This window comes from Streptomyces sp. NPDC012888 (assembly GCF_042900645.1).
GTDB lineage: Bacteria > Actinomycetota > Actinomycetes > Streptomycetales > Streptomycetaceae > Streptomyces.
Window position 1 is genome coordinate 89,313 of the sequence record NZ_JBIBBM010000020.1, and the last position, 20,534, is coordinate 109,846.

At 73.9% G+C, this 20,534-nt stretch carries 19 protein-coding genes; 6 read left to right on the top strand and 13 right to left on the bottom strand.

Annotation, left to right across the window (positions count from 1 at the left end; genetic code table 11):
- The first annotated feature begins 18 nt into the window (after positions 1-18).
- Positions 19-990, top strand: a complete 972-nt coding sequence (locus ACFY61_RS29260; RefSeq protein WP_389476855.1) for a pirin family protein — start codon at positions 19-21, stop codon at positions 988-990.
- 209 nt (positions 991-1,199) lie between these two features.
- On the opposite strand, the gene ACFY61_RS29265 is transcribed toward ACFY61_RS29260, so the two are convergent.
- The 5 genes from ACFY61_RS29265 to ACFY61_RS29285 all read right to left on the bottom strand — a co-directional run bounded on the left by ACFY61_RS29265 (position 1,200) and on the right by ACFY61_RS29285 (position 5,626).
- Entirely contained in the window at positions 1,200-1,649 is a 450-nt protein-coding gene (locus ACFY61_RS29265; protein ID WP_389476857.1) for an iron chaperone, read from the bottom strand.
- Positions 1,646-1,927 carry a helix-turn-helix domain-containing protein gene (locus tag ACFY61_RS29270; RefSeq protein WP_389476859.1) on the bottom strand — a complete coding sequence of 94 codons (282 nt, stop codon included), beginning with the start codon at positions 1,925-1,927 and terminating at the stop codon, positions 1,646-1,648. The genes ACFY61_RS29265 and ACFY61_RS29270 overlap by 4 nt, the downstream gene beginning before the upstream one ends.
- 31 nt (positions 1,928-1,958) lie before the next feature.
- A complete protein-coding gene (locus ACFY61_RS29275) occupies positions 1,959-2,369 on the bottom strand; it encodes a VOC family protein (RefSeq protein WP_389476861.1) in 411 nt (136 codons plus the stop codon).
- Between the two features lie 66 nt (positions 2,370-2,435).
- Complete coding sequence (locus ACFY61_RS29280) at positions 2,436-3,491, bottom strand: AI-2E family transporter (protein ID WP_389477035.1); 1,056 nt, start codon at positions 3,489-3,491, stop codon at positions 2,436-2,438.
- Entirely contained in the window at positions 3,491-5,626 is a 2,136-nt protein-coding gene (locus ACFY61_RS29285; RefSeq protein WP_389476863.1) for a SpoIIE family protein phosphatase, read from the bottom strand. Before ACFY61_RS29285 ends, ACFY61_RS29280 begins: the two co-directional genes overlap by 1 nt.
- 136 nt (positions 5,627-5,762) lie before the next feature.
- Between ACFY61_RS29285 and aspS the strand changes: the two genes are divergently transcribed.
- Positions 5,763-7,595, top strand: a complete 1,833-nt coding sequence (gene aspS / locus ACFY61_RS29290) for an aspartate--tRNA ligase (protein WP_389477037.1) — start codon at positions 5,763-5,765, stop codon at positions 7,593-7,595.
- Positions 7,596-7,699: 104 nt separating this feature from the next.
- On the opposite strand, the gene ACFY61_RS29295 is transcribed toward aspS, so the two are convergent.
- A complete protein-coding gene (locus tag ACFY61_RS29295) occupies positions 7,700-9,280 on the bottom strand; it encodes a VWA domain-containing protein (protein ID WP_389476865.1) in 1,581 nt (526 codons plus the stop codon).
- A gap of 314 nt (positions 9,281-9,594) precedes the next feature.
- Between ACFY61_RS29295 and ACFY61_RS29300 the strand changes: the two genes are divergently transcribed.
- On the top strand, positions 9,595-11,673 hold the full coding sequence (locus ACFY61_RS29300) for a PhoX family protein (RefSeq protein ID WP_389476867.1): 2,079 nt from the start codon (positions 9,595-9,597) through the stop codon (positions 11,671-11,673).
- Between the two features lie 5 nt (positions 11,674-11,678).
- Here ACFY61_RS29300 and ACFY61_RS29305 read toward each other — a convergent pair whose 3' ends face one another.
- From ACFY61_RS29305 to ACFY61_RS29320, 4 genes are all read right to left on the bottom strand, one after another.
- Positions 11,679-12,929, bottom strand: coding sequence for an ATP-binding protein (locus ACFY61_RS29305; protein ID WP_389476869.1), 1,251 nt, complete (start codon positions 12,927-12,929; stop codon positions 11,679-11,681).
- Positions 12,930-12,943: 14 nt separating this feature from the next.
- The gene (locus ACFY61_RS29310) at positions 12,944-13,639 is read right to left on the bottom strand and encodes a hypothetical protein (protein WP_389476871.1); all 696 of its coding nucleotides are present in this window, start codon (positions 13,637-13,639) and stop codon (positions 12,944-12,946) included.
- 505 nt (positions 13,640-14,144) lie between these two features.
- A complete protein-coding gene (locus ACFY61_RS29315; RefSeq protein ID WP_389476873.1) occupies positions 14,145-16,193 on the bottom strand; it encodes an FUSC family protein in 2,049 nt (682 codons plus the stop codon).
- A 62-nt stretch (positions 16,194-16,255) separates the two neighbouring features.
- Entirely contained in the window at positions 16,256-17,092 is an 837-nt protein-coding gene (locus ACFY61_RS29320; protein WP_389476875.1) for a hypothetical protein, read from the bottom strand.
- Positions 17,093-17,202: 110 nt separating this feature from the next.
- Between ACFY61_RS29320 and ACFY61_RS29325 the strand changes: the two genes are divergently transcribed.
- The 3 genes from ACFY61_RS29325 to ACFY61_RS29335 all read left to right on the top strand — a co-directional run bounded on the left by ACFY61_RS29325 (position 17,203) and on the right by ACFY61_RS29335 (position 18,664).
- Positions 17,203-17,679: an RrF2 family transcriptional regulator gene (locus ACFY61_RS29325; protein WP_389477039.1), complete on the top strand. Its 477-nt coding sequence runs from the start codon at positions 17,203-17,205 to the stop codon at positions 17,677-17,679.
- A 116-nt stretch (positions 17,680-17,795) separates the two neighbouring features.
- A complete protein-coding gene (locus ACFY61_RS29330) occupies positions 17,796-18,197 on the top strand; it encodes a RidA family protein (RefSeq protein WP_389476877.1) in 402 nt (133 codons plus the stop codon).
- 68 nt (positions 18,198-18,265) lie between these two features.
- A complete protein-coding gene (locus ACFY61_RS29335; RefSeq protein ID WP_389476879.1) occupies positions 18,266-18,664 on the top strand; it encodes a hypothetical protein in 399 nt (132 codons plus the stop codon).
- 55 nt (positions 18,665-18,719) lie between these two features.
- Here the strand turns inward: ACFY61_RS29335 and ACFY61_RS29340 are convergent, their stop codons facing one another.
- The 3 genes from ACFY61_RS29340 to ACFY61_RS29350 all read right to left on the bottom strand — a co-directional run bounded on the left by ACFY61_RS29340 (position 18,720) and on the right by ACFY61_RS29350 (position 20,506).
- A complete protein-coding gene (locus tag ACFY61_RS29340) occupies positions 18,720-19,007 on the bottom strand; it encodes a hypothetical protein (protein ID WP_389476881.1) in 288 nt (95 codons plus the stop codon).
- Positions 19,008-19,059: 52 nt separating this feature from the next.
- On the bottom strand, positions 19,060-19,434 hold the full coding sequence (locus ACFY61_RS29345) for a hypothetical protein (RefSeq protein ID WP_389476883.1): 375 nt from the start codon (positions 19,432-19,434) through the stop codon (positions 19,060-19,062).
- Between the two features lie 103 nt (positions 19,435-19,537).
- Entirely contained in the window at positions 19,538-20,506 is a 969-nt protein-coding gene (locus ACFY61_RS29350; RefSeq protein WP_389476885.1) for a hypothetical protein, read from the bottom strand.
- Positions 20,507-20,534: the final 28 nt, after the last annotated feature.

The window sequence follows — 20,534 nt, forward strand, 5'->3', positions numbered from 1 at the left end:
CAGAAGGAGGTTCCGACCATGCCTGCAGTGACTGTGGAGAACCCGCTGACGCTCCCCCGCGTCGAAACGCCCCGGACGGGCGCGGACCGCAAGGTCCTGGCCGTCGTCGAGGCGCCCACCGGGTTCGAGGGCGAAGGCTTCCCGGTGCGTCGCGCGTTCGCGGGGATCAACTACCGGTACCTGGACCCGTTCATCATGATGGACCAGATGGGCGAGGTGGAGTACCAGCCCGGGGAGCCGAAGGGGACCCCGTGGCACCCGCACCGCGGCTTCGAGACCGTCACGTACATCATCGACGGGATCTTCGACCACCAGGACTCCAACGGCGGTGGCGGCACCATCACCAACGGCGACACCCAGTGGATGACCGCCGGCTCGGGCCTCCTCCACATCGAGGCCCCGCCGGAGCACCTGGTGGTGTCGGGCGGGCTCTTCCACGGCGTCCAGCTGTGGGTGAACCTGCCGGCCAAGGACAAGATGATGGCCCCGCGCTACCAGGACATCCGCGGCGGCAGCGTCCAGCTGCTGACCTCCCCCGACGGCGGCGCGCTGCTCCGGGTCATCGCCGGCGAGCTGGACGGCCACCAGGGCCCCGGCATCACGCACACGCCGATCACGATGATCCACGCGACACTGGCCCCGGGCGCGGAGGTCACCCTGCCGTGGCGCGAGGACTTCAACGGCCTGGCGTACGTGCTCGCGGGCCGCGGGTCCGTGGGCGCCGAGCGCCGTCCGATCCGTCTCGGCCAGACCGCCGTCTTCGGCGAGGGCTCCTCGCTCACCGTCCGTGCGGACGAGAAGCAGGACTCCCACACGCCGGACCTGGAGGTCGTGCTGCTCGGTGGCCGGCCCATCCGCGAGCCCATGGCTCACTACGGTCCGTTCGTCATGAACACCCGCGAGGAACTCCAGCAGGCGTTCGACGACTTCCAGAAGGGCCGGCTGGGCACGATCCCGGCCGTGCACGGGATGTCCGAGGGCGGGCTGTAGGCGGGACCCGACGGCCCGTCAGGGTTGTCCGTGACGAACGGTCACGCCCCGATCCGCCGAGGCCCCCGACGGCTTCGACGCCAGGCGCCCGGGCGCGGTGCCGGTGCCGGAGCCGGCGGCATTCGGACGAAGGCCCCGCGACGTCGGCAACGAGGCGGCCTTCGCCGGTCCCGGGCCGTCCCGGGCCGTCGCGGGCGGTCCCGGCCGGTTCAGCCCGCGGCCTTCTCCACGAGCTCGGCGATCCGCCGTTCCACGGCGGGCCCGAGTCCCGTCACCGCGAAGGCCGTCGGCCACATCTCGCCTTCGTCCAGGTCCGCCGGGTCGTTGAAACCGAGCGTGGCGTAACGGGACTTGAACTTCGCCGCGCTCTGGAAGAAGCACACGACCTTGCCGTTCCTGGCGTAGGCCGGCATCCCGTACCAGAGCTTCGGCGTCAGCCCCGGGGCGTGTTCACCGACGATGGCGTGGATCCGCTCGGCGAGGACGCGGTCCGCCTCCGGCATCTCGGCGATCTTCGCGAGCACCTCGGTCTCCGGGTCAGCCTTGGGCGCGCGCGAGCCGCGGCGCGCGGGCGCCTTCAGCTCCTGGGCGCGCTCCTTCATCGCGGCCCGCTCCTCCTCGGTGAACCCGTCGTACTTCGTGCCGTCCGTGCCGCTCATCGCCGTTCCCCTCTCGTCGACCGGCCGCCCCTGCGCAGCAGTTCCGCCGCGCGCTCGGCCCTGCGTTCCCTCACGTAGCCGTACGGCGAGCTTCCGTACGCCCGCCGGAAGTCCCGGCCCAACTGCCCGGCCGCCATGCCCGCGTCGCGGGCCAGTGTCACCACGTCCAGCGGCCGTGCGTACTCGCGGTCGATCCGGTCGCGGACCCGGCGCAGCCGGGCGAGGTCGTCCAGGAGCCGGGCCTCGGTACGGGCCCGTCCCCACCCCGGACGGCACATGCGCTCCCCCTTCTCGTCGTCCGCGCCGGCGTCAGCGCAGTTCCTGGATGCGGACCAGGTTGCCCGCGGGGTCGCGGAAGGCGCAGTCGCGGACCCCGTACGGCTGCTCGGTGGGCTCCTGGACCACCTCGGTGTCGCCGGCCTGCACCTTCTCGAAGGTGGCGTCGAGGTCCCGGGTGGCCAGCAGGATCCAGCCGTACGTGCCCTTGGCCATCATCTCGGCGATGGTGCGGCGCTCGTCCTCGGTGATGCCGGGGTCCACGGCCGGCGGCGCCAGCAGGATGGAGGTGTCGGGCTGGCCGGCCGGGCCGACCGTGATCCAGCGCATCTTGCCCTGGCCGACGTCGCTGCGGACCTCGAAGCCGAGGACGTCGCGGTAGAAGGCCACGGAGGCGTCCGGGTCGACGTGCGGGAGGACGCTGGTGTGAATGGTGATGTCCATGGACGTCACGCTAACCCCGGCCCCCTCCGGGGGGCTTCTCCATTCCTGACCGGTCCTCCGGCCGGCTCACACGGGGTCGGTCTCGGGTTCGGGTTCGGCGTACCGGGTGCGCAGTTCGGAGATCACGCCGAACGCCGCGGCCGTCAGCGGCACCGCGAGCAGCATGCCGAGGATCCCGGCGAGACCGGCGCCCGCGGTGATCGCGAGCATCACCACCGCCGGGTGCATCTGCACCGTCCGGCTCTGGATCACCGGCTGCAGCACGTTGCCCTCGATGACCTGCACGGCCAGCACCACGCCGAGCACCCACAGGCCGGTGATCCAGCCCCGGTCGGCGAAGGCCACCAGCACCGCCACGGCACCGGAGAGGACGGCACCCAGGTACGGGATGTAGGCGGTGACGAAGACCAGGGCGCCCAGGCCCACCGCCCCCGGCACCTTCAGGACCAGCAGGCCCACGGTGATGAGCACGGCGTCGATCAGCGCCACGAAGGTGGTGCCGCGCATGAAGCCCTCGACGGCGTCGTACGCACGCCTCCCCATCGCCTCGATCATGTCGCCGGAGCGCCGCGGCACCAGCGCGCGCAGGCCGTCCACGACCCGGTCGGAATCCCGCAGGAAGAAGAAGACCAGCAGCATCGCCAGCAGTGCCGTCGCCAGCATCTGGCCGACGACGCTGAGCCCTGTGATCACGCCGGAGGCGGCCGTACCACCGAACTTCGACAGCAGCTCCCTGGAGTTCCTCGCGAGGTCCTCCAGGGAGGTGCCGGCCGCCCCGAAGTGCTCGGCGAGGTCCCGTCCCGCCTTGCGCAGCGAGTCGGTGATCTCGTCGCCCGTCTGCACCAGCGCGGCACCCACCACGTACGTCGCCCCGCCGACCACGGCGACGACGGCCAGGCAGGTGAGGGCCGCGGCGAGGGAACGGTTCACCCGCATCCGGATCAGCCGCCGGTGCATCGGCCCGAGCAGGGCGGTGCCCAGCAGTGCCAGCAGCACGGGCGTGACGACCGCCTTGAAGACGACGCACAGCCAGATCAGTACCGCCGCCACACCGGTGACGAGCAGGAAGACGACGCACCAGGCGGCCAACCGCCGGACGGGTTCGGGAAGCAGAGAGCTGATCACCCCGTCAGGGTAGGGCCCGTACGTTCGTCGAGTTCGAACCAGATCGATTTCCCGTCGCCGCGGGGGTCCACGCCCCAGCGGTCCGCGAGCATCTCCATCAGCAGCACCCCGCGTCCGCTGGAGGCCATCTCGCCCGGATGCCGCTTGTGCGGGAGTTCGTCGCTGCCGTCGGCGACCTCCACCCGCAGCCGGCGCGAGCCGAGTTCGCCGGCCGCCTCCGCCACGAGCAGCGCGTCCCCGTCCGTGTGCACCAGCACGTTGGTGACCATCTCGGAGACCATCAGCACGGCCGAGTCCACCTGGTCCGCGTCCGCCCAGTCGTGCAGCAGCCCCGCCACCTGGTGACGGGCCGAGGCGATCCGCTCCGGTTCCGCCTGGGCCACGGTCAGCACGATCCGCCGGGCCGGCCGGACCGCCCCGGCCAGGGTGGTGCCGCAGCCGCAGCCGGGCCCCTCGCGGCAGAGCAGCACCACCGCTATGTCGTCCTCGCGGCGGTCGGCCAGCGGGCCGGTGGTGTGGTGCGAGGACGGGCCGTGCACCGCGGAGACCAGCAGGTCGGCCAGCTTCTCCAGGTCGACCTCGTCGTGCGGCTCGCTCTCCAGGATCGCCCGCAGCCGGGCCCACCCGGTGTCCAGGTCGTGCCCGCCCGTCTCGATCAGCCCGTCCGTGCAGAGCATCATCGTCTCGCCCGGCTCCAGCGTGAACCGGGTGGTGGGGTAGTCGGTGTCCGCGACGATGCCCAGCGGCAGCCCGCCGGCCGTGGGCCGCATCATCACCGTGCCGTCGGCCATCCGGACCGCCGGGTCCGGGTGACCGGCCCGGGCCACCTCCAGCGTGCCGGTCCGCGGGTCGCACTCCACGTACAGGCAGGTCGCGAAGCGCGGGCTGACCACGTCGTCCTCCTCGTAGGAGTCGGTCAGCCCGGACAGGAAGCGGGAGGCCCGCGAGAGCACCGCGTCCGGTCGGTGCCCCTCGGAGGCGTACGCGCGCACGGCGATCCGCAGCTGGCCCATCAGCCCGGCCGCCCGTACGTCGTGACCCTGGACGTCGCCGATGACCAGGGCGAACCGGCCGCCGGGCAGCGGGATCATGTCGTACCAGTCGCCGCCGACCTGGAGCCCGCCGCCGGTCGGCACGTAGCGGGCCGCCACCGTCATGCCGGGGATCTCCGGGCCCAGCGTCGGCATCATCGACCGCTGCAGGCCCGTGCTCAGCTCCCGCTCGGACTCGGCCACGCCGGCCCGCTGGAGGGCCTGCGCCAGCATCCGCGCCACCGTCGTCAGCACGGACCGCTCGTCCGGCGAGAACGACACCGGGTGCTTGAAGGCGGCCATCCAGGCGCCCATGGTCCGCCCGGCGACGACCAGCGGCACGAACGCCCACGAGAGGCGGCCGAACCGCTGCGCCAGCCGCCAGGCGGCCGGGTAGCGGCGCCGGTACTCCTCCGGCGACGGCAGGTAGACCGCCCGCCCGGTGCGGACCACCTCGGCGGCCGGATAGTCGGTGCCCAGCAGCATCTCGGTGAACGGGCCCTCGTCACCCGTGTTGTGTCCGTGGTGCCCGATGACCGACAGCCGGTCGCCCTCCACACCGAAGACCGCCAGCCCGTCCGGGGTGAAACCGGGCATCGACAGCGAGGCGGCGACCCGCAGCACCTCCGCGGTGGACCGTGCCTCCGCCAGCGCCCGGCCCGCGTCCAGCAGGAAGGCCTCCCGGGAGCGCCGCCAGTCACCCGTGACGGCCGGGTGCGCGGCGGTCGTGCCGGGCTGCGGGGCGGCGACCTCCTGGAGGGTGCCGATCAGCTGGTAGTCCAGCCGGCCGTCCGCCGCGACGTTCTCCAGCGGCTTGGAGCGGCTGCGCACCGTCCGCAGCACGCGCCCGTCCTCGTCCATCACCCGCAGCAGCGCCTCGGCGAGCGTCCCCTCGGCGACCGCCAGGTTCACGACGCCGTTGATCTCGTTCCAGTCCACCGGGTGGAACCGGGAGCGGACGGCGGCCTCGGGCAGGTCCACCCGCTCCGCGGGCAGGCCGAGCAGCCGGGCGGCCTCGTGGTCGAGGGTGACCGTCCCGGACGCGTTGTCCCAGCGCCACATACCCGTCGCGACGGCTGCCAGGACATCCTCGGTGCGCATTCCGTCATCTTTACAGGTCGTCGCACCGGGCGGCCCGTCCGCCGCCCGCACCGGCCGTCGGCGGCCCGCTCGCGACCCGGACGGTAACCTTGGTGGGGTTGTATCCCACCTGCTATCGCGAAGAACTGGATGAATGATGCATCGGTACAGGTCCCACACCTGCGGCGAGCTCCGTGCCTCTGACGTCGGCGCCGACGTCCGGCTGAGCGGCTGGCTGCACAATCGTCGAGACCTGGGCGGCATCCTCTTCATCGATCTGCGCGACCACTACGGCATCACGCAGCTCGTCGCCCGTCCCGGCACCCCGGCCGCCGAGGCCCTGGACAAGCTCTCCAAGGAGACGGTCGTCCGCGTCGACGGCAAGGTCGTCTCCCGCGGCGCCGAGAACGTCAACCCCGACCTGCCGACCGGCGAGATCGAGATCGAGGCCGCCGAGGTCGAGGTGCTCGGCGCGGCCGCCCCGCTGCCGTTCACGATCAACACCGACGACGGCGTCAACGAGGAGCGCCGCCTGGAGTACCGCTTCCTCGACCTGCGCCGCGAGCGCATGCACCGCAACATCATGCTGCGTTCCGCCGTGATCGCCGCGATGCGCCAGAAGATGACCGCCCTCGGCTTCAACGAGATGGCCACCCCGATCCTCACCGCGACCTCCCCCGAGGGCGCGCGCGACTTCGTGGTCCCCTCCCGCCTGAACCCGGGCAAGTTCTACGCCCTGCCGCAGGCCCCGCAGCAGTTCAAGCAGCTGCTGATGATCTCCGGCTTCGACCGCTACTTCCAGATCGCGCCCTGCTTCCGCGACGAGGACGCCCGCGCCGACCGCTCGCCGGGCGAGTTCTACCAGCTCGACGTGGAGATGTCCTTCGTCGAGCAGGAGGACGTCTTCCAGCCGATCGAGAAGCTGATGACCGAGCTCTTCACCGAGTTCGGCGGCGGCCGCGAGGTCACGTCCCCGTTCCCGCGGATCCCGTTCCGCGAGTCGATGCTGAAGTACGGCAACGACAAGCCCGACCTGCGCGCCAAGCTGGAACTCGTCGACATCACCGACGTCTTCGAGAACTCCGAGTTCAAGGCCTTCGCCGGCAAGCACGTCCGTGCCCTGCCCGTGCCGGACACCGCCGCCCAGCCGCGCAAGTTCTTCGACGGCCTCGGCGACTACGCCGTGTCCCTCGGCGCCAAGGGCCTGGCCTGGGTCCGCGTCGGCGAGGACGGCTCGCTGACCGGCCCGATCGCCAAGTTCCTCACCGAGGAGAACGTCAAGGTCCTCACCGAGCGCCTCGGCCTCGCCGCCGGGCACGCCGTGTTCTTCGGCGCCGGCGAGTTCGACGAGGTCTCCAAGATCATGGGCCCGGTCCGGGTCGAGGCCGCCAAGCGCGCCGGCCACTTCGAGGAGAACGTCTTCCGCTTCTGCTGGATCGTCGACTTCCCGATGTACGAGCGCGACGAGGAGACCGGCCGGATCGACTTCTCCCACAACCCGTTCTCCATGCCGCAGGGCGGCATGAAGGACCTGGAGGAGAAGGACCCGCTGGACATCCTCGCCTGGCAGTACGACATCGTCTGCAACGGCATCGAGCTGTCCTCCGGCGCCATCCGCAACCACGAGCCCGAGGTCATGCTGAAGGCCTTCGAGATCGCCGGCTACGAGGCGGAGACCGTCGAGCGGGAGTTCGCGGGCATGCTGCGCGCCTTCCGCCTGGGCGCCCCGCCGCACGGCGGCATCGCCCCGGGCGTGGACCGCATCGTGATGCTGCTCGCCGACGAGCCGAACATCCGCGAGACCATCGCCTTCCCGCTGAACGGCAACGCCCAGGACCTGATGATGGGCGCGCCCACGGTGCTGGAGGAGGCCCGCCTGCGCGAGCTGAACATCGCACTGCGCAAGCCGGTCGAGGTGAAGGCCGCGGAGGCGAAGGCGACCGACGCCAAGCCGGTCACCGAGGCGGTCCACCCGGACGCGGCGCGCTGACGCGACCGAGGCGTTCCGCGGGCAGGTGACCCGCGTGGGTGAAGGGCCCGGGATCCACGGATCCCGGGCCCTTCCGCGTGTCCGGCGACCGCGCACGGCAGGACCTAGCCGAGGATGCCCTTCAGGAGCGCGGCCGAGGTAAGCCCGGTGGGGGCGGGGCCGGCGTGGAAGAAGCCGGCGTTCTCGGCGTCCAGCTTGCGCAGGAAGTCGAACGCCTTCGCGTCGTGGTCGCCGAACGCCACGAACTGCCAGTGGATGTCGAAGGCGGCCGCGTCGGCGAGGGCCTGGCGGGCGGGCACCCGGTTGTCGGGCGCGCCGTCGGTCTGGAACACGACGAGGGCCGGGCCCTTCGAACCCTGCTTCTGGTAGTGCTCCAGCACTTCCTCGACCGCGCGGTGGTAGCTGGTCCGGCCCATGTGGCCGAGGCCGGCGTGCGTGGTCTCCACCCAGCCCTCGCTGTTGTCGAGCGTGAGGTCGGCGGTGCCGTCCACGTCGGTGGAGAAGAACACGGTGTGCACGGTCGCGTCCTCGTCCAGGTGCGCGGCGAGGGCGAGGGCGTGCTCGGCGAGGTACTGGACGCTGCCGTCCTTGTAGTACGGGCGCATCGAGCCCGACCGGTCGAGGACCAGGTACACGGTCGCCCGGTCCCCGCTGCGGCCCTTGGACCGGAGCACCTGGCCGGCCGCCTTGTACGCGGCCGCGACGCCGGGCGCCCGGCGCTTCACCACGGCCGCGGTGACGGCGGGCCCGGCAGCCGCCGCGACCGGCTCCGCCTCCTGGTCGGCGACCGGCTCGGTCAGGGGCTGCGGGTCGGCCTCCGCCGGCGCCTCGGCGGCAGCCTCCGGCTCGACGTCGGCCCGGGCCGCGGCGGGAAGAGGCTCCGCCTCGGCGGTGGTCTCGGCCTCCGGCGCCGGCTCGGCCTCCGGCTCCGCCTCGGCCACGGCTTCCGGCTCGACCGGGGCGTCCGCCTCGGCCTGGGCCCCGGCGGCAGCCGGCTCCGCCTCGGCCTGGGCCCCGGCGGGCAGGGCCTCGGCCTCGGCGGCGGGTGCGCTCTCAGGCTCCGGCGCGGCGACGGGTGCGGCTTCCGTGACGGTGGCCTCTGCCTCTGCCTCTGCCTCCGCCTGCGCCTCCGCCTGCGCCTCCGCCTGCGCCTCCGCCTCCGGCTCGGCGGCCGGCGTCGGGGCGGTCGCGGCTTCGGCCGGGGCTTCGGCCTCGGCCGGGGCCTCGGGCTCGACCACGGCGTCGGCGACAGCCGCCGGCTCCGCGTCGGCCTGGGCCGCGGCGGCCGGGGCCTCGGCCTCGGTGGTGACCACGGCCGCCGGCTCGGCGGTGGCTTCGGGCTCCGGGGCGGTCCCGGGCTCGGCCGGGGTTTCGGCCGGGGTTTCGGCGGCGGTCGGCGCCGGCTCCGGCTGGGCGCCGCGGCGGGCCTCCGGGACCGTCGGGTCCGGCTGCGGGCCCGGGCCCTGCGCGGTCAGGACCGTACCCCGGTCCCGCGGCGCGGACTGGGGCGGAACGGTCGGGTTGTCGAAGGAGGCGGCCACGAGTTCCGCCGCCACGTCCAGGGGTGTGCGCTCGGCCGCCTGGGAAGGGAGGGCCGGCTGGGGGTTGGCAGTGGGATCGGTGGTCTCCGAGACCGGCTCGGACGTCCGGCCGAACACCTTGCGCAACAAGCTCCGAATACCCATGGGCCAGGCCTTTCGCATGAGTGCGTGCGTCATTTGTCCGTGCTGCGCGGATAATCCCTGCCCACAGTGGACACGTAAGGTTATCGGCCACGCGGCACGAACCGAGGGAGGGGCGCCCCTTCGGGGTGGCCGCCACCCTGCCACAACGGCCGCCCGGGTGAACTGCCGCCCCGACGCGCCGGGTTCGGTTCATCGTGCGTTCATCCGCCCGCCGCCGCAGTGGCGCAACCCCCTCCTACCGTCGCGGCTGGATTCATTCCGACACGCTGTCGGCGCAGGGGGCGTCGCCGTGTACCTATCCGGAGGACGTCGTCGTGCGCAAGCTGCTGCCCCTTCTCACGAACAACCACGCGGGTGGCCGGTCGGCCCTGACCTGCCGCTACCGCTGTGGTGACGCCTGCTTCCACGAGGTGCCCAACACCAGCGACAACGAGTACGCCGGCGACGTCATAGCCAAGGCCTACTCCCGCCGTTCGATGCTGCGCACCGCCGCCGTGGTCACCGTCGCCGGTGCCGTCGGCACCTCCGTCGCCGTGAGCCAGACCGGCTCCACCGCCAACGCCGCCGAGGCCGCCGCCGGTACCGCCGGCGCCGAGGGCCAGGCCGCCCGCGGCCTCCGGTTCACCGCCGTCGCCCCCAACACCGCCGACCAGGTCACGATCCCCGAGGGCTACGCCCAGAACGTCGTGATCAAGTGGGGCGACCCGATCATCAAGGGCGCCCCGGGCTTCAACCCCGACAAGCAGACCGCCGCCGCCCAGGCCGGCCAGTTCGGCTACAACAACGACTTCCTCAGCCTGCTCCCGCTCGGCGGCTCGTACGAGCGCCAGCAGCTCATGGTCGCCAACCACGAGTACACGGACGAAGTCCTGATGTTCAAGGGCTACGACGCCGCCAACCCCACCCGTGAGCAGGTCGAGATCGCGTGGGCCGCGCACGGCCTGTCCGTGGTCGTGGTCCAGGAGGACCACCGCAGCGGCAAGCTGACCGCCGTCTCCCGCCACCAGCTCAACCGCCGCCTCACCGCGACCAGCGAGTTCCGCCTCACCGGCCCCGCCGCCGGCAGCGACCTGCTCAAGACCTCCGCCGACCCGACCGGCACCAAGGTCCTCGGCACCCTCAACAACTGCGCGGGCGGCACCACCCCGTGGGGCACCACCCTCCACGGCGAGGAGAACTTCAACCAGTACTTCGCCAACGGCGGCGCCGTCACCGAGCCCGTCCAGGCCGCCCGCCTCAAGCGCTACGGCATCACCGGCGCCGCCTCCGAGCGCAAGTGGGAGCGGTTCGACAAGCGCTTCGACGTGGCCCAGGAGCCCAACGAGGCCAACCGCTTCGGCTACGTCGTCGAGCTCGACCCGTACGACCCGCACTCGGTGCCGCGCAAGCACACCGCCCTCGGCCGCTTCAAGCACGAGGCCGCCCAGCCCCGCCTCACCGAGGACGGCCGCCCCGTCATCTACATGGGCGACGACGAGCGCTTCGACTACTTCTACAAGTTCGTCTCCAGCAAGCGGATGAAGAAGGGCGACAGCCGCGCCGCCAAGGAGCACAACCTCACGCTCCTCGACGAGGGCACCCTCTACGTCGCCAAGCTGACCGGTGACTCCCCGGCCGACCAGATCGACGGCTCCGGCAAGTACCCCTCGGACGGCCAGTTCGACGGCACCGGCACGTGGATCCCGCTGGCCACCGGCAACGTCTCGCACGTCGAGGGCATGACCGCCGAGGAGGTGTACGTCTTCACCCGGCAGGCCGCCGACAAGGTGGGCGCCACCAAGATGGACCGCCCCGAGGACGTCGAGCCCTCCCCGCGCACCGGCCGCGTGTACGTCGCGCTGACCAACAACTCCAACCGGGGCAAGGCCGGTCAGCCCGGGGCGGACGAGGCGAACCCGCGCAACCTCAACAAGCACGGCCAGATCCTGGAGCTCGCCGAGAGCTTCGACGACCCGGCCGGCGACGCGTTCGCCTGGCGCCTCTTCCTCGTCGCCGGCGACCCGAACGACCCGGCCACCTACTTCGCCGGGTTCCCGAAGGACAAGGTCAGCCCGATCTCCTGCCCGGACAACGTGGCCTTCGACCCGCACGGCAACCTGTGGATCTCCACCGACGGCGCGCAGCTCGGCTCGCACGACGGCCTGTTCGGCGTGGCCACCACCGGTGAGCGCCGCGGTGAGCTGAAGCAGTTCCTGACCGTCCCCAAGGGGGCGGAGACCTGCGGCCCGATCATCCAGGACAAGCGCGTCCTGGTCGCCGTCCAGCACCCGGGTGAGATCGACGGCGCCACCGTCGAGAACCCCGCCTCGGCGTGGCCCGACGGCCCGGGCAAGATGGTCCGCCCGTCGGTCGTGAGCGTCTGGCGCAAGGACGGCCGCAACATCGGCGTCTGAGCCGGTCAGTTCCCCGGGACGGGCGGCAGGGTGAGGGTGGTGACCGCGCCCCCGTCCGGGGCGTTGGCGAAGGTCAGGCCGAGGCCCAGTACCCCGGCCTGACCGGCCACGATGGTCAGGCCCAGGCCGTGGCCGCGGCCGCGTCCGGGGTCGCCGGTGCGGAACCGCTGCGGGCCGCGCTCGATGAGTTCGGCCGGATAGCCGGGTCCGTGGTCGCGGACCACGACCACCGGCCCGTGCACCTCGATCTCCACCGGCGGGCGGCCGTGCTTGTGGGCGTTGGCCAGCAGGTTGGCCAGGATGCGCTCCAGCCGCCGCCGGTCGGTGAGCACCGTCGCGTCGCGGACCACGCGCACCTCGGCGGTGTGCCCGCTCGCCGCGACGATCCGCCGCACTGCCGCGCCGAGTTCCGTCCGGGCCAGGTCGGCGCGTTCCACGCCGGAGTCGAGCCGGGAGATCTCCAGCAGGTCCTCGGTCAGCAGGTGCATGGCGCGCAGCCGGTCGTTGATCATCTCCTTGGGGCGGCCCTCCGGCAGCAGGGAGGCCGCGGCGAGCGATCCGGTCAGCGGGGTGCGCAGTTCGTGCGCGACGTCGGCGGTGAAGCGTTTCTCCGCCTCCAGCCGGTCCTGGAGGGACCGGGCCATCGAGTCCAGGGCGAGGGCGACGTCGCGGACCTCGTCGCGGTGGCGCCCGTCGTCGCCGGCCGCCGTCGAGGGGAACCCGACCCGGGCGTCCAGGTCGCCGGCGCTGATCCGGCGGGCCACGGCGGCGGTGGTGGCCAGCCGGCGGCTGATCCGGTCGGCGAGGAACAGCCCGGCCAGCGCCACCAGTCCGGCGGCGAGCGCGGAGGAGGCGAGGATGGCGGTGTCCACGTCCCGGAGCCGGTCGCGGGTGCTCTCGTACGGGAGCCAGACCGCCAGGGCCTTGCCGTCGGCGGGCCCGGCGGCCCACATCACGGGCCGGTCCCGGTACTCGCCGACCATGCTGCCGGTCTGGCCGCGCGCCACCAGCCGCTGCAGCGGCACGGGGAGCTCCGGCGGGTCGACGGAACTGTTCACGTCGCCGTGGGCGGTGCCGTACTCGTAGTGGAGCAGGGCGTGTTCCAGCTCGCGCAGGACGTCCTTGCGGACCTCGCCGGCGACCTGCTGGGAGACCACGTTGTGCACGAGGACGCCCAGTACGGCGGCGACCGCGCAGCACACGGCGGTGGTGGTGGCCGCGATCTTCCAGCGCAGGCTGCTCGTCGCCCGGGGCATCCGGCCCGGCCCCCTCATGTCTCGCTCTGCGGGCAGGGCGAGGCGGCCTCCTTGACGGAGGGGCACTCGTCTACGGTGAGCGCCGCCAGGCGCATGGCGCCGGCGGCCGGGTCCCACACGTACTCGGAGATGGAGACGAGGGCGGGGTTGGAGGTGGGCTCGCGGAGCGCGAGGTGGGCGGCGGCCACCTCCACGCCCTCCAGGACGGCGCGGCGGGAGAGGATCCGGGTGACGGTCCCGTCCCGGACGGTGTAGACGCGGAGCTCGCTGAGCCGGCCGTCGATGTCGACGGCGGTGATCAGGTCCTCCGCGCCGTCGTCGGTGAGGTCGTGCAGGACGGGCGGCCGGACGGGGCAGTCGGGACCGCCGTCCACAGCCTGTGTACAGCGCGCGAGCCGCTGGACGGCCCGGGGGTCGACGAGGCGGCCGGTGCCGCCGTCCTGGCGGGCGGCGGAGGTGATGTCGGCGCGTACGACGGCGAGCGCGTCGACCCCGCGCATGCCGCCGCCCGTGACCTCGGGCAGGCCGGGGACGGGGGCGGCGGTGCCGGGCTTCTGGCCGGGGGCGGGGGGAGAGGGGCGGACGTCCTTCCAGAGGGTCAGCGGGGCGTTGGCCTCGCCGAGGTCGCCCTCGCTGCGGAGGCCGCCGACGTCGGCGCAGCCGGTCGTTGCGGTGAGCAGTGCCGCGAGGCCGATGATCCGAACCCACACGCTCCGATGCTCCCCCGCCCCCGCCCCACCAGCGACCCGACACCCCCACCGCCCCCCCCGCCCCCGCGGGCCGGTTCCGGGGGCACTTCCAGCCCCTCCGGCGTTTGAGGAGTGGGGGTCCCCCCGGACGGAGTCTGGGGGAGGGTTCGGGGTGGAGCCCCGTGTGTCCGGGCGGAGCGTTGGCTGCGCGGCTTGGCTCCGCCGGGGCCCGCTCAAGCGCCGCTCGGGCTGGGTGTGCGGCCCGGCTCCGCCAGGTGGCTCTGGGGCTCCGCCTGGTCCCGCTCAAGCGCCGCTCGGGCTGGATCGCCCAGGCGTGGTGTGTCCGTGCGGGCCGGTTCCGGGGGCACTTCCAGCCCCTCCGGCGTTTGAGGAGCTGGGTTCGGGGTGGAGCCCCGTGTGTCCGGGCGGAGCGTTGGTCGCGCGGCTTGGCTCCGCCCGGGCCCGCTTCGGGGGGCCGCGGCTTCGGCAGGTGCCCCGCGGCTTCGCGGAGCTCCGCGGGGCAGGGTCAGGGTCGGGCCAGGGCTCGGGCGGCGGTCACTTCCTGGTGGAGCGGCACCAGGACCGCCGACGGCGACGCCGGCCCCCGCACGTGCACCGCCACCGGCATCGCACTGCTCCGCACCCCCTCCGCCAGCCCCCGCAGCTGCGCCGCCACCCCCGCCTCCGCCGCCCCCGGCGGCTCCGCGCCGTGGTTGACCCGGACCCGCGCCGCCGTCGTCGCGTCCACGATCCGTTCGACCGCCACGACCAGCGGCCACCACGCCGCCGCCCGCGTCCCCGTCGGCGGCGGCTCCGTCAGCGCCCGCTGGAACTCCGTGCGGACCCCCGCCAGGTCCCGGTAGATCCGCCGCCGCGCCTGCAGCCGGGCCGTGCGGGCCGCCCGGGCCGCCGCCGCGTCCGAGCCCGCCGGCACGGCGAAGGCCCGTTCGACGTATGCGGCCGCGTCGTCCACCGCGTCCGCCAGCCGGTCCCCGATCCGCGCGTGCCAGCTCTCCGGCCACAGCAGGTACCCCGCCACCAGCACGATCGCGCAACCGATCAGGCTGTCCAGCAGCCGCGGCCGGATCAGGTCGAACCCGGAGTGGTTCAGCAGGTCCGACAGCAGCAGGATCACGGGGGTGATCGCGGCCGTCTGGAAGGCGTAGCCCTTCACCGAGAACGCCGGGATCAGCGCCCCCAGCAGCGCCATCACCGGCACGTCCCACCACCCGCGCGGCACCTCCGCCAGCACCGCCGCCGCGATCACCAGCCCGCCCGCCGTGCCCAGCGCCCTCAGCACGGCCCGGGAGAACACCGACCCGAAGTCCGGCTTGAGGACGAAGGTGACGGTCAGCGGGATCCAGTACGAGCGCTCCACCTCCACCACCGACACCAGCGCCTGCGCCAGGCCGATGCACAGCGCCAGCCGCAGCCCGTACCGCCAGGACGCGCCGGAGACCAGCACGTTGCGCGCCGCCCGCCGGAACCGGATCCGCAGGGCCGCCGGCCGGCCGAGCCTGTCGTCGACGTTGAGCCGTTCGGGGTCCCGCTCGTGCACGATGCCCGCCGCGTGCCGCAGGGCGTGGTCGACGGCGAGCGCCGCCGGCTGCCCCTCGGGCGGCTCGGGCAGGTCCAGTACGAGCGGCTCGGTCCGCCCCGCCTCCACGGCGTCGGCGAGCCGCCGTACGGCCGCGGGCACCTCCGGGGGCAGGGGCCGGCCGCGCAGGTGCGCGGCGGGCGCCGCCTCCACCAGCGGGATGACCGCGTTGAGCTGCGCCAGCATCCGCGCCAGCGAGGCGTTCCGGCCGTGCTCCCGGGCCCGCCGCCCCAGCACCAGGTCGTACGCCTGGTCGAGGGCCTGGGTGACGGCGTGCCGCCGCTCCTCGTACTCCGGTTCGCCGGCCGCCTCCAGCAGGTCGGCCAGCGACCGGTACGCGGCGGCGACCGCCGCCCGCTCGGGCAGCCGCCCGCGCAGCGGCCAGCCGAGCAGGGTCAGCAGCAGCACGAACATGCCGCCCGCGGTCAGCAGCAGGGGGGCCGTCCACCACGGTTCGGGCATCGGGAGCCCCGCCCCGACGACGGCGTTGAGCAGGAGCAGCAGCCCGGAGACCGAGGCGACCGTACCGATGGAGGAGATCATTCCGGAGACCAGCGCGACCAGCGTCAGCGCGCCGACCGCCAGCCAGCCCCGGCCGTAGACCAGGGTGCCCAGGGCCACGCCGGCCGCCCCGAACAGCTGGGGCACGGCGATGTTCAGGATCCGCATCCGGTAGGCGTCGGCGGTGTCACCGATCACCCCGGCCAGGGCGCCCATGGAGACGAGGGCGCCGTACTCGGGCTCGTCGGCGGCGAAGCCGACCGCCAGCGGGGTGGCCAGCGCGACGCCGGCCCGCACCACCGCCGCCCACGGGACGGGGGCGGAACCCGGCCGCAGTCCCTTGAGTAGCCATTCGGGCGGCGCGAGCGGGTTCTGCCGGGACCGGTCCCGGGACCGGTCCGGATCCCGGGACCGGTCCCGGTGCCGAGCCCGGTTCCGCCACGCCGTACTGCCGTCCGGTATCCGTTGCGTGCTCATCCCGCTTCCGTGCTGCCGCTCGCGAATCGGTTCTTCTCTGCTCTTCTCTGGACGATCCGAGCTTATGGGGTACGCCGGGTGTGCCGGACGCGTCCGGCGATCCACGCGGCCAGCACCGCGGCGAGCCCGATCGCCAGCACGATCCACGCGGTGGACCGCAGGAACGCGGTGAGCGCGTCGTACACCGCCTCCGCCGCCGGCCGGTCGATGTCGGCGGGCAGGTCGTCCAGGGCGATCCGGCGGCACACCGCCACCGCCGCCAGCAGCAGCATTGCCCCGGCGGCGAGACCGAGGCCGGCCGCGGCCAGCGCCCGGCGCCTGCGGACGGCGACCGCGACGGACGCCACGGCCACGGCGAGGGTCAGCAGGGGCAGCCAGACCCCGGCGATCTGGAGCATGCGGAACACCTTCCGGAGCGCGCCGAGGTTGTCGTACTCCATGACCTCGACCTCGGTGCGGGTGACCGGGATGCGGTCCGCGAACGGCACCCCGTCGGCGACCAGCTCCTCCTTGATCCGGTCCACGACAGGCGCCAGGTCGAGGGTGACCGCGTTCCCGTCGCCGGTGGTGAGGGCCTTGAGGAAGGCGCCGTGCGCGGCCCGGTTGGCGGCGTCCCACGCGGTCCGGTAGGCGGGCGTGCCGGCGAAGGACCGCACGGCCTCGCCGAGCAAGGCCTCCAGCGGCTCCTGGAAGGCGCCCGCGTCGATCTGGTCGGAGATGGCCCGGGTGGCCTGGCGGACCACCACGCCGCTCACGGCCGGGTCCCCGGCCAGCGGGGACATCGCGGCGGTGTAGCGGTCGGCGTCGCCCAGCTCGCGGTCGGCCCAGTACGCGACCGCGCTCAACGGCACGAGCAGTGCCAGGAACGCGGCCAGGGCCGTCGAGAGGAAGGTGCGCACGTCACCAGGGAAGGGCGGGGGGCGCCGCGGCGCGAGCGGTGTTGCTGCGCTTGGACCCCCACCGGTGCTTGCCGGAGTTAATCTGGACATCTAATATCCAGGATATGAGGATGAGTGAGGGCGTCGAGTGGGCGCTGCACAGCTGCGTCAACCTGGCCTGGAGCGGACCGGACCGGGCGGTTCCGGCCGCCCGCCTGGCGGCCTGGCACGACCTGCCGCCCGCCTACCTGAACAAGCAGCTCCAGGCGCTCGCCCGGGCCGGCATCCTCACCTCCACCCCGGGCCCCCGGGGCGGCTTCCGGCTGACCCGGCCGCTCGACCGGATCACCCTGATGGACGTGGTCGCCGCCGTCGAGGGGCCGGAGGAGGCCTTCCGCTGCGCGGAGATCCGGCAGCAGGGCCCGGGCGGCGGCCCCGCCGCCTCGTACGCCGCCGAGTGCGCCATCGCGCACGCCATGGGCCGCGCCGAACTGGCCTGGCGCCGCGAACTCGCCGCCCGGACCCTCGACGAGATCCGGCAGCAGGCCGAACAGCAGGCCCCCGGAGCCCCCGAACGGCTCCGCGCCTGGCTGGAGGAGGCCGGCTGAGCGGTCCGTCCCGACCCGACGGCACCACCCGGGCACGTACGACCCACGCACACGCACACGCACACGCACACCGCACAGGCACGCACACGCACGCACGGACGTCCAAGGAGTTCGGAATGACCCGCAGCATCACCAACCCCGCAGGCCTCCACGACCCCACCGGCTTCGGCTACAGCCACGTCGTCTCCGCCCCCGGCGAGCAGGTGTTCATAGCCGGCCAGTACGGCTCCGACGAGACCGGCGCGGTGGTCTCCCCGGACTTCGCCGCGCAGGTCGAGCGGACCTTCGCCAACCTGCGCACCGCCCTGGCCGCGGCCGGCCTCGGTCCCGCCGACGTGGTCCGCATAGGCACGTACGTCGTCGGCCACGAACCGGCGCGCCTGGAGGTCCTGCTGGAGCACCTGCACGCCACGTGGGGCACCGAACTGCCCGCCCAGACCCTGATCGGGGTCGCGTCCCTCGCCCTGCCCGGCATGCTCTTCGAGATGGACGCCGTCGCCGTCCGCGCCCACGGCTGATCCACTTGCCGCCCGGGAGCGGCGGGTGTGCCCTTGATGGACGGGGGGAGAGGGAAGGAGCCCCCGTCATGGCACACGCGGCACCCACCGCCCCCCGCCGGCACTCGCCGGACCTGCACCACCTCGACCGGAGCGCCTACGTCCGCCCCCTGATGTGGGGCCTCGTCTACGGCATCTACGCGGCGTTCCTGCAACGCCAGACGGGTCCCGTCGACGCCGGGAACGTCTTCTACGGCATCCTCTGCGGAGTCCTCTTCGCCGCCGGCGTGTTCGCCCTGTCGCGGATGACCCCGCGGGTGACGCAGGAGTTGCGGGCCGCCGCGTGGGGCGCCTTCGCGGGCGTCGCCATGGGCTACCTCTACAGCCTCACCGGCGACAGCGTCCTGCGTTCCACCGGCATCGGCCTGCTGGTCGGCGCGGGGGTCGGCATCACCGCCTTCTACCGCTACCACACGCGCGAGCCCTGACCCGCGGGACCGCGGGGGCGGCGCCGGCCCCCGCACCAGGGGACCGGCGCCTCGTTCAGTGTCCGCGTCCCGGGGCGGCCTCCGCCCCGGGCGCAAGACCCTTCCCGGCCCGGCCGAAACCACCGGCCGCGGCCGCGGCCTCCACCTCCGACTCCTCGCTCTTCGCCGCCTTGGCGGGGGCCTGCGGGCCCGCCTGGGTCGCTGACGGGTCGGACGCCGTGGACGGCGTGGACGGCGTGGGCGCCGTGGGCGCCGTGGACGGTTTCGGCGGGGGCGGCGGCGCGAAGCGGGCGGCCTCGGCTCGGAGCATGGCGTTCAGGGCTGCGAACGGGTCGATGGGCATGACGGCACCTCGGGGTTCGGGGGAGGGTGGGCTCTCGCTGCTGCCGGACCGGTCAGCAGCGCAGCACCACGCTCCGCACCGGCCGCCGGGACGCCACGGGCTCGGAGAACCCGTGCCCGAGGGCCGGCCGAACGTACGGGTGGCCGCGTACCGGGGGCACCACGGCCACCCGCGCTCCGAGCACGGACGGCCGCCGGACCGGCGCCCCGCGCGCGGCTCCCCGCACCGCGGCCCGCGCCTCGGGATCCGCGGCCGGGTCCGCCGGGCCCTCGGCGGGAGCCGCGGGCTCGGCGGGAGCCGAAGAGGCGGGGCGCGGCTCCGCCTGGCCGGCCACGGCGGACGAGGCCGGGCCGGGGGCGAAGAGGGCGAGCAGCACGACACAGACCCCGGTGAGGGCCCTCGCCAGTGCGTACCGCGTCCCGCTCATGCGGGGGCTGTGCCCCGACGCGCCGGGGCGTTGTCCGCGGACTCACCGAAATGCCCCCGACCGGCGGAGGAAGACGCCCCCCTCGGCCGACCGCGGTCGCCCCCTAGCGGGTGGCCAGGCGTGGGCGGGCGCGGAGGATGTCGCGCACCCGGCTCGCGCGGGCCGCGTAGGCGTCGTCGCTGAGGTGGTCCTCGTCCGCGTCACGCACCATCACCCCGGAGCAGCAGCCGCAGATGCCGCCCGCCTGGCCGCGCGGCAACGGGCCGTGGCACATGGCGCACTCGGGCAGCGGCTCCGGCGGCGCGGCGGCATCGGAGCGCGGGCGGGGCGGCGGCAGCTTGCGGGTGAGCCGGTCGGCGAGCAGCCCCCGGGCCGACAGCAGCGGCCGTGGCAGCCCGTCGGTGAGCAGGGAACGGGCCTCGAGCTCGGGCACGCCCTGGTCGACCCAGCGCTGCGCCAGCGGCGCCAGCACCGCGATCTCCAGGGTGCTCAGCGCCAGCCTGGGCTCGAAGCGGCCGATCCGCCCGAGCAGCGCGGCGCCGCGCTCGCAGTTTCCGGGGAGGGAGGGTTCTTGTCCCCTGGTAATTGTCCCCTGGGGGGACCTTCCCGCGTCGCCTACTGCTGGCACGCCGGTTCCCGGGGGTGGGGGAAGCGGGGGCTCGTCCCTCCGGGTGGCGTCGGAACCGGCCTCCCGGCGGGGTGCGTCGGGTTCGGCGTCCCACCGGGGTGCGCCGGGCTCCTCGTCCCTCGGGGGGAGGTCGAAGTCCTCGTCCTTCTGGGGGACGTCGAAGACGAAGGTCTCGGTCCTCACCCGTCCGGTCTCCGGATCCTGTGTCGTCCGCCGCACGTAGTAGCCGGCGGCGATCAACTCGTCGACGGCCTTGGAGACTCCGCGTCGTCCCACGCGGGGGTGCTTGTCGGCCAGGGTCCGGACGTCTTCGCGGGTGCCGTCGGGGAGGGACAGCAGGTAGCTCAGGATCCCCCGCGCGGTGAAGCTGATGCTGCGGTCGCGCAGGACCTCGTTGGCCATGACGGTGAAGTTGCGCGTGCGCGCGGTAAGCTGGATTCGCATCGAAGGCGCTATCTCTTCGGTGTCGGGC